Source organism: Allostella sp. (assembly GCF_041913585.1).
Classification (GTDB): domain Bacteria; phylum Pseudomonadota; class Alphaproteobacteria; order ATCC43930; family Allostellaceae; genus Allostella.
In genome coordinates, this window is sequence record NZ_JAYSFE010000006.1 from 1 (window position 1) to 8,669 (window position 8,669).

Sequence of the window (8,669 nt, forward strand, 5' to 3'; positions counted from 1 at the left end):
CGCTGGTTGCCGGTGCCGCCGCCGCCACGGCCGTCGGCGATGCGGTAGGTGCCGGCGGAGTGCCAGGCCATGCGGATCATCAGCCCGCCGTAGTGGCCCCAATCGGCCGGCCACCACTCCTGGCTGTCGGTCATCAGGGCCGCGAGATCCTTCTTCAGGGCCTCGACGTCGAGCGTCCTGACCGCTTCGCGGTAGTTGAACCCGGCGCCCAGCGGGTTGGTCTTGGTGTCGTGCTGGTGCAGGATGTCGAGGTTGAGGGCCTTGGGCCACCAATCCATGATCGCCATGCTGGCGGAGGTCACGCCGCCATGCAGGACGGGGCACTTTCCAGCAGAACCGGCTTCGCTGTTGTTCATTGGATGCTCCTGTGATGGCGCGGCACCGCGGTCAGGATCCTGGAGACCGGCCGCTTTCCCGCATTCGGCAAAACCGTGGATGGGAATCTTGATTTCCCCGCGAGTGGACGTCCAATTATCTTGCCGGCGATGTCGATCAGATTATCTGATCGCTCGATGATCTCCCTGCGCCAGCTCCGCTACCTCCTCGCGCTCGCCGAGCACCGGCATTTCGGCCGCGCCGCCGAGGCCTGCCACGTCACCCAGCCGGCGCTCTCCACCCAGATCCGCGAGCTCGAGGCCGCCCTCGGCCTCGAACTGGCCGAGCGCCGGCCGGGCGGGGTCGAGTTCACCGCCGAGGGCGAGGAGGTGCTCGGCCGGGCCTCGGCCATCGTCGCCGCGGTGCGCGACCTCGAGGACCATGCGCGGGCGCGCCGGGGCGTGCTGACCGGTGCGCTCGCGATCGGGATCATCCCGACGGTGGCGCCCTACCTGCTGCCGCTGATCCTTCCCGTCCTCGCGCGATCCTATCCGGACCTCGAGCCGCAGCTCCGCGAGACGCGGACCGAAGCCCTGCTCGCCGAACTGGCGACGGGCCGCGTCGACTGCGCGATCCTGGCGACCGGCGAGGCGCGGCCGGAGTTCGAGACCCGGGCGCTCTTCGTCGATCCCTTCCTGCTGGCGGTCGGCGCTGCGGACGCGGGCTCGCTGCCGGACCGCGTCGCGGCCGTCTCGGTCGCCGCCGAGCGGCTGCTGCTGCTAGAGGAGGGGCACTGCCTGCGCGACCAGGCGCTGGCCTATTGCGGGCGCGTGCCGGCGGCCAGCCTGGCGACGCTCGGCGCCACCAGCCTGGCGACGGTGGTGGAGATGGTGGCGGCGGGCCACGGCGCGACGCTGCTGCCCGAACTGGTGCTCCGGGCCGGGTTCCGCGACCCGAGGGTGGCGCTCCGCCGCTTCGCCCCGCCGGAGCCGTCGCGCACCGTGTCGCTGGTCTGGCGCGGGACCTCGCCGCGGCGGCGGGATTTCGAGGCGCTCGCCCGCCTCGTCACCGCGGCATGGCAGGCGGCGGCGCCGGGGCCAGCAGGCGGTTGACGGCGAGCCCGGCCAGTCCGAAGGCGGCGACCGTGCCGGCCATCGGCAGGGCCGACCCGTCGTGCAGGAGCCCGACCAGGGCCGACGCCACCGCGGCCAGCGAGAACTGCAGCGTGCCGAGCAGCGCCGAGGCGACGCCGGCATTGCGGCCGTAGGGCGCCATCGCCAGCGCCGCGGCGTTCGGCATGATGAAGCCGAGGCAGGCGACATAGACGAAGATCGGCGCGAAAAGGCCGGCGAAGCCGCCGGTGCCGGTGGCGCCGGCCGCGATCAGGAGGAGCGCCGCCGCGCCCTGCACCAGCATGGCGACCCGGAGCGCGCGCTCGTGGCTGCCCGCCGGCAGCAACCGGCCATTGACCTGGGCCGCGGCGACGAAGCCGATGGCGTTGAGGCCGAAGACCCAGCCGTACTGCTGCGCCGTGACCCCGTGGAGGTCGATGAAGACGAAGGGCGAGCCGGCGATGTAGGCGAACATGCCGGCCATGCCGAGGCCGCCGCCGGCGGCGTAGCCCATGTAGCGCCGGTCGCGCAGGATGCGGGCATAGTCGACGACGGCGCGGCCGAAGGCGAGCGGACGGGAGGGGTCGGCCGGGTGGGTCTCCGGCAGGCGCCAGTGCACCGCCGCCAGCGCCAGCACCGCGTAGCCGGCGAGCAGCCAGAAGATCGTCGTCCACCCGGACCACACCAGCACCGCGCCGCCGATCACCGGTGCCAGGATCGGCGCGAGGCCGGTGACCAGCATCAGCGAGGAATAGGCGCGGGCGGCGTCGCGGGGTTCGAACAGGTCGCGCACCATGGCGCGGGCGATGACCATGCCGGAGCAGGCGCCCACCGCCTGGACGAAGCGCAGCACCGTCAGCGCCTCGGCCGAGGGCGCCAGCGCACAGCCGATCGAGGCGAGCACATAGAGGCCGAGGCCGAAATAGAGCGGCGGCTTGCGGCCGAAGCGGTCGGTGACGGGGCCGTAGGACGCCTGGCCCAGCGCGAAGCCGAGGAAGAAGGCGGCCAGCGTCCGCTGGATGGCGTCGGTCGAGGCGCCGAGCGCCACCTCCATCTGCGGGAAGGCCGGCAGGTACATGTCGATGGAAAGCGGGGCGAACGCCGTCAGCGCGCCCAGGATGACGAGGAGTTCGGTTTTCGGTGGGCGCATCTTCTGCCTTGAACCGCCGCGGTCGCGGCGGCTAACGTGAGGGTGCTTATAATAAGCAGCCTTCGCTGCGGGAGGAACGGCTGCCCCACGAGTTCGAGCGCCATCTCGGATTCCTGCTGCACGATGTCGCCAGACTGTTGCGCAAACGCTTCGACCGGAAGGCGCGGACGCTCGGACTGAGCCGGGCGCAATGGTCGGTGCTGGCCCACCTGTCGCGCAACGAGGGCATCCATCAGGGCGGCCTCGCCGAGATCCTCGAGGTCGAGCCGATCACGCTCGCGCGCATGGTCGACCGGCTGGAAGCGGCGGGGTTCGTCGAGCGCCGTCCCGATCCGAGCGACCGCCGCGTCAAGCGCCTGCACCTGCTGGAGCCGGCGGCCCCGGTGCTGGAGGTCATGCGGAGCCTCGGGGCCGCAACCCGCGAGGAGGCCCTGACCGGGATCTCCGCCGCCGACCGCGAGCGCATGACGGACCTGCTGAGTGTGATGAAGACGAACCTTCTGGGGCTGGAGACGCCCTGCGACCCGGCCGCCGAAGAGGAGGCCGAGGTCGGCCCCGACGCCGAGGCCGGTCATGCCTGAAGGTTCCAACCTCGACCCGCAGCGCAGCGACGCGGCGCTCGTCCGCAAGGCCCGGCAGCGCCGCCGCCGGCGCCTCCTGCTGCTCGTCCTGGTGCCGGTGCTGGTGGTCGCCGGCGCCTTCGCCATCTACCTCTCGGGCGGGCGCTACGTCGTCACCGACAACGCCTATGTCCGGGCCGACAAGGTGACGATCTCGAGCGACGTCTCCGGCGTGGTCGAGGCGGTCCTGGTCGCCGAGAACCAGGCGGTGACGGCGGGCCAGCCGCTGTTCCGGTTCGACGCCGAGCCGTTTGCGCTGGCCGAGGCGGCGGCACGCGCCAGCCTCGCCACCGTCCTGACCGAACTGGCGACGCTGAAGGCCACCTACCGCCAGAAGGTCGAGGAGATCCGGCTGGCCGATGCCGACGCGGCCTACCAGGAGCGCGAGTTCCGCCGCCAGTCCGAACTCGGCCAGCGCGGGGTGACGGCGGTGGCCGTCCTCGACCAGGCGCGCATCGCCTATGCCCGGGCCCGCCAGCGCGCGGCCGCCGCGCGCGAGGAGGCGGCGGCCGTCCTGGCGTCGCTCGGCGGCGACCTCGACGCCCCGCCCGCCGACCATCCGCGGGCGCGCCAGGCCCAGGCCCAGCTCGACCGCGCCGTCCGCGACCGGCGGCGGACGCTGGTGGTGGCGCCGGCGCCGGGCATCCTCGCCAATGTCGGCGCGCTCCAGCCGGGCGAGTATCTCGAGGCGGGCAAGCCGGCCTTCACGCTGGTCCGCACCGACCATCTCTGGGTCGATGCCAACCCCAAGGAGACCGACCTCACCCACATCGCGCTCGGCAACCCGGCGTCGGTCACCGTCGACACCTATCCCGGGCGGAGCTGGCGCGGCCGGGTCGAGAGCGTCAGCCCGGCGAGCGGCGCGGAGTTCGCGATCCTGCCGCCGCAGAACGCCAGCGGGAACTGGATCAAGGTCGTCCAGCGCATCCCGATGCGCATCGCCGTCGAGCCGCAGGCCGACGGACCCGTCCTGCGCTCGGGCATGAGCGCGGTCGTCACCGTCGACACCGGGCGGGAGCGGACGCTGGCCTCGGTCTGGGCCGACCTTCGGCGCTGGCTCGGCCTCGATCGGCGCGACGGGACCGGGAGCAGCGGGTGAGCATCGCCGAGCCGGCGCGCGCGTCGGCCGGCGGCAGCCGCGCCGCCGTCACCGGCTGCGTCATGCTGGCGACCATCATGCAGGCGCTCGACACGACGATCGCCAACGTCGCCGTGCCCTACATGCAGGCGAGCCTCAACGCCTCGCTCGATCAGGTGAACTGGGTCCTCACCTCCTACATCGTCGCCGCGGCGATCATGACGCCACCGACCGGCTGGCTCGCCCGCCGCTTCGGCCGCAAGGAGGTGTTCCTGGTGGCGGTCGCCGGCTTCACCGTCGCCTCGATTCTCTGCGGGGCGGCGCAGTCGCTGGAGCAGATGGTCGCCTTCCGGCTGCTCCAGGGCATGTTCGGCGCGCCCCTGGTGCCGCTGTCCCAGGCGGTGCTGCTCGACACCTATCCGCGCGAGCGTCACGGCGAGGCGATGGCGATCTGGGGCATCGGCGTCATGGTCGGCCCGATCCTGGGGCCGACGCTGGGCGGCTGGCTGACCGAGAACTACCATTGGCGCTGGGTCTTCTACATCAACCTGCCGATCGGCATCCTGACGCTCGTCGGCCTCGTCGCCTTCCTCGACCGGCCGGGGCGCGACCGCCGTCTGCGCATGGACTGGATGGGCTTCGGGCTGCTGTCGCTCGCCGTCGGCACCTTCCAGCTCATGCTCGACCGCGGTGAGCATCTCGACTGGTTCACCTCGGCCGAGATCGTCATCGAGGCGCTGATCGCCGGCCTCGCCCTCTATCTCTTCCTGGCGCACGTCCTGACGGCCGAGCGGCCGTTCGTCGACCTCGCCATCTTCCGCGACCGCAACTTCGCCGCCGGCGTCGTCCTCATCGGCATCACCGCCTTCATCCTGTTCGGCTCGCTGGCGCTGTTGACGCCCTTCATGCAGTCGCTGCTCGGATATCCCGTGCTGACCGCGGGCATGATCCTGGCGCCGCGCGGCATGGGCACGATGCTGGCCATGTTCCTCGTCGGACGGCTGATCGGCCGGGTCGACATCCGCATCCTGCTGACCATCGGCTACACGCTGCTGGCGCTGACGCTGCACGACATGGCGGGCTTCACGCTCGATGTCGGCTTCGAGCGCTTCCTCGTCTCCGGCTTCATCCAGGGCATGGGCTTCGGCTTCTGCTTCGTGCCGATCAGCACGCTCTCCTTCACGACGCTGGCGCCCGAGCACCGCCCGCAGGGCACCTCGCTCTTCAGCCTGCTGCGCAACATCGGGGGCAGCGTCGGCATCTCGGTCGTGATCTTCCTGCTCGCCCGCGGCGGCCAGGCGGCGCGCTCCGAACTTGTCGGCTTCGTCCAGCCGCTGGCGCCGGCGATCCAGGCGCATGGCCTGCCCGACGCCTGGAGCCTGGAGACCGCCGAAGGGCTGTCGGCGATCCAGGCCGAACTCGTCCGCCAGGCGACGGCGATCGCCTATTTCGCCGACTTCCAGCTGCTCGCCATGATCGCGCTCCTCGGCATCCCGGTCGTCAGCCTCGCGCGGCCGCCGCGTCGCCGGTAGGGGAGGGGTCAGGCCGAAAGCGGCGCGGCGCGGCTCAGGACCATGTCGATCTCGGCGATCGTCAGGCCGAACTTGGCGATCCGGATCGCCACGGTGGCGACGTTCGCGGTCTGCGGCACCAGTTCCTCCTCGCACGCCACCCGCCACGCCTGCCCGGCGACGCGGATGTCCGCGAGATAGGTCCAGCGCAGGCCGCCCGCGGTCGTCCGCCGCCCTTCGGCGGTGCCGACGATGTCCGCGGCGGTGCCCCGGTAGCCGTCGGCGGTCGGGCGGATGCGCCACGACCGCCGCTCGGCCGGCGCCCCGGCGGCCCGCCATTCCTGGTCCAGGGTCAGCACCGCGCCGTCCCAGCGGCCGCGCAGCGTCGCCGTCATCGGCCGCTCGCTGCCGCCGCGCCGATCGACGAGATGACCCCAGCCATGGACCAATCCCTGGTAGAACAATTCCATGCGGAATGGTTCATTCTCCATCACCCGCAGGACTCCGGTGCCCAAAGCCGCATGCTAGGCTCGGAGCGATCAACGAGGAGTATGATGCGGCGCGGCACGGGCAAGGCGGGGCGAACGGATCGCGGACGGGTTCTCTTTGTCGATGACGAGCCCGATGTCGTCGAGCCGCTGATCGCGACGGCGCGTGCCCTCGGGTACGCCGCGAAACTTCTCGAGGATGGTGCCGCATTCGACGCGACGGTGGCGGAATTCCGGCCCACCCACGTCGTCGTCGACCTGGTCATGCCGCAGATCGACGGCATCGACGTCCTCCTGGCGCTTGCCCGCATGACCCTCCGGCCGCGGATCATCGTCATGACCGGATACCACTGGGGCGTGATGGAATCGGCGAAGATCCTGGCCGAGCAGAATGATCTGGACGGGATCGAGTGGCTGCGCAAGCCGGTCGACCTGGACGAGTTCGAGGCGAAGCTCGCCTAGCGGTCGTCGATCCGCGGGTTATCACGATGATAACTTCATGGATCATGGAACCCGAGGGCCGAGCGAATAATTTGTGATTATACCGCGCGTCGGGAGGAACCATGACCGTCCTGCCGGGAGCTGTCGTCGGAGACTTGCTGGAACGCCTTGCGCAGGAGCGGCGCCGGGTGGTCCTCGACGGGTTCGAGCCGCACGCGGACGAGTGGTCGGCGGGCTGGCGGCCACGAGGCGAAGGCCGGCAGTCGCGCGCCGCGCGCGCGTCCCGGGCGGCGGCGGACGCCGAGGTCCTGGAGCGTCTGGCGGACGACCTGGCCGCCGACCAACCCGGGCAGCCGACGGCGGCCGAGGTCGTGCTCGCGCTGACCATGGCGATCCGGCGCGAACCCGACCGGGCGGCCATCATCGTCGACACGATGCTGACCGACCATCCGCGGATGGCGGTGGTGATCGTGGCGACGGCGCTCCGGATCTGCCCCGGACTGCGCCGGGAGATCCTCCGCCAGGCACGGCGCCACCAGCCCTTCGCCCGGCATCCGTTCATCCTCGGCCTGCTGCTGGCATTCGTGGCCAAGGTCCTCGCCGACAGCTCGGCCGAGGCGGCCGAGCCGTTCGCCGGCGCAGAGAGCCCCTCCGACATCCTGGCGGCGCTCGGCCGTCACGTCGCCGCGCCCCGCGCCGCCGCCGAGGCGGACCGCGGCGGGCGCGACGGCCGCGGCATCGGCTTCGGGCCGGTGGTCGCCGCGCCCTTCGTCGCCGCCGTGCTGGCGGCGGGCGACGCCTGGTCGCGGACGCCGCCGGACGATCCGGCCGGGCAGAGCGACGTCGCCGACGGGGAGGGCGCTACGCGCGGCCCGGCGGAGGCGGGCTCGTTCGTGGCCGGCGCCGCCGATCCCGCCGCCGTCGCGGCCGACGACGGCGGCGAACCGTCGCGTCGGGTCGCCGAGATCGCCGACGGGTGCGGCGCCGCAGCCCCGGACGGCGACGCGGCGGCGATCTCGCCCGCATTCCGCCCGGACGCGGCCGGAGCGCTCGCCGAACCGGTGACGGCGGCCGCACGCGCCGTGGCGGCGGCACCGGCCGCAGCCCGGTCGCCGGCGGTCGCGGTTCCGCCCGACCTCGCCGGCGCGGACGGCGCGGCCGCGCCCGCGGCCGAAATCTTCGAGCGGCCCCAGGCCGCGATCATGCCGGCCGCGGACGACGGGCGCGATGCGGGGAGCGAAATGGTCCTGCGCGGCGGGGAACCGGGGTGGTCGCTCGCCGCTCGATTCCAGGACCCGGATGCGCCCGCAACCGGCCCGGCGGCGGCCACGACGGGCGGCGAGGGCGGATTGGGCAATGCCCTTCCGGCGCCCGGACCCGACCGGGACGATGCCGGGCCGGCGGTCGACCGCAATCCGCCAGCTCCGGACCTCGCGGTCTCGGCCGGCCGCGCTGCCGACGCGGCGGCTGGCCCGTTCGGTCCGGACGGGGAGGCCGCCCTCCCGGTCACTGCGCAAGCCGATCTCGGTGCGGCACCGACGGCGGCGCTGGACGTGGTCGCGACGCTGCTCGAAGGCGACGCGGCCCTTGCCACGGCGGCGGCGGTCGCGGCGACGGTCGGCGGAATCGCCGTGGTCTCGACCGCGGTCGATCTCGCGCTTCTCGGTGCCGAGGGCACGGCGATCGACGCCGGCCTTGCGGTGACGATCGGCCTGGGGGACGAGGAGCCGGCGCTGGCGCTGGCCGCCGCGACCAACCTCGACGTCGGCGGCGGCGGGGTCGAGGCGGATGCGACAGTCACCGCGGAGGTTGGCGCGCTCGCCGTCGCTGCCGCGCTCGAGGTCGCGCTGCCGGGCGATGGCGGGCCGGTCGCGGGGGCGGGCGGCGCCGCCGGGGGGGGCGGCGGGGCGGGGGCGGACCCGGGCGGGGCCGGGGGGGGGGGGGCGGCGGGCGG

At 73.1% G+C, this 8,669-nt stretch carries 7 protein-coding genes and 2 pseudogenes; 6 read left to right on the forward strand and 3 right to left on the reverse strand.

Annotated features, from left to right (window positions below; translation table 11 throughout):
* Window positions 1-356, reverse strand: a pseudogene (locus ACE3Q3_RS02220) (catalase-peroxidase); the annotation flags it as partial.
* 156 nt (window positions 357-512) lie between these two features.
* On the opposite strand from ACE3Q3_RS02220, the gene ACE3Q3_RS02225 reads away from it, so the two are divergent.
* Window positions 513-1,427 carry a LysR substrate-binding domain-containing protein gene (locus ACE3Q3_RS02225; RefSeq protein WP_374441118.1) on the forward strand — a complete coding sequence of 305 codons (915 nt, stop codon included), beginning with the start codon at window positions 513-515 and terminating at the stop codon, window positions 1,425-1,427.
* Here ACE3Q3_RS02225 and ACE3Q3_RS02230 read toward each other — a convergent pair.
* Window positions 1,381-2,577 carry a Bcr/CflA family multidrug efflux MFS transporter gene (locus tag ACE3Q3_RS02230; RefSeq protein ID WP_374441130.1) on the reverse strand — a complete coding sequence of 399 codons (1,197 nt, stop codon included), beginning with the start codon at window positions 2,575-2,577 and terminating at the stop codon, window positions 1,381-1,383. The two genes, ACE3Q3_RS02225 and ACE3Q3_RS02230, sit on opposite strands and share 47 nt — an antisense overlap.
* Before the next feature lie 137 nt (window positions 2,578-2,714).
* On the opposite strand from ACE3Q3_RS02230, the gene ACE3Q3_RS02235 reads away from it, so the two are divergent.
* The 3 genes from ACE3Q3_RS02235 to ACE3Q3_RS02245 are packed head-to-tail and all read left to right on the forward strand — an operon-like array spanning window position 2,715 to window position 5,807.
* A complete protein-coding gene (locus ACE3Q3_RS02235) occupies window positions 2,715-3,158 on the forward strand; it encodes a MarR family winged helix-turn-helix transcriptional regulator (RefSeq protein WP_374441153.1) in 444 nt (147 codons plus the stop codon).
* Window positions 3,151-4,296: an HlyD family secretion protein gene (locus tag ACE3Q3_RS02240; RefSeq protein WP_374441157.1), complete on the forward strand. Its 1,146-nt coding sequence runs from the start codon at window positions 3,151-3,153 to the stop codon at window positions 4,294-4,296. The genes ACE3Q3_RS02235 and ACE3Q3_RS02240 overlap by 8 nt, the downstream gene beginning before the upstream one ends.
* On the forward strand, window positions 4,293-5,807 hold the full coding sequence (locus ACE3Q3_RS02245; RefSeq protein ID WP_374441163.1) for a DHA2 family efflux MFS transporter permease subunit: 1,515 nt from the start codon (window positions 4,293-4,295) through the stop codon (window positions 5,805-5,807). Before ACE3Q3_RS02240 ends, ACE3Q3_RS02245 begins: the two co-directional genes overlap by 4 nt.
* An 8-nt stretch (window positions 5,808-5,815) precedes the next feature.
* Here the strand turns inward: ACE3Q3_RS02245 and ACE3Q3_RS02250 are convergent, their stop codons facing one another.
* Window positions 5,816-6,277, reverse strand: a complete 462-nt coding sequence (locus ACE3Q3_RS02250; protein ID WP_374441165.1) for a DUF3833 family protein — start codon at window positions 6,275-6,277, stop codon at window positions 5,816-5,818.
* A gap of 63 nt (window positions 6,278-6,340) precedes the next feature.
* Here ACE3Q3_RS02250 and ACE3Q3_RS02255 point away from each other — a divergent pair, with 63 nt between their 5' ends.
* Together ACE3Q3_RS02255 and ACE3Q3_RS02260 are read left to right on the forward strand one after the other, a co-directional pair.
* Window positions 6,341-6,736 carry a response regulator gene (locus ACE3Q3_RS02255; RefSeq protein ID WP_374441168.1) on the forward strand — a complete coding sequence of 132 codons (396 nt, stop codon included), beginning with the start codon at window positions 6,341-6,343 and terminating at the stop codon, window positions 6,734-6,736.
* A gap of 101 nt (window positions 6,737-6,837) precedes the next feature.
* Window positions 6,838-8,669, forward strand: a pseudogene (locus tag ACE3Q3_RS02260) (hypothetical protein); the annotation flags it as partial.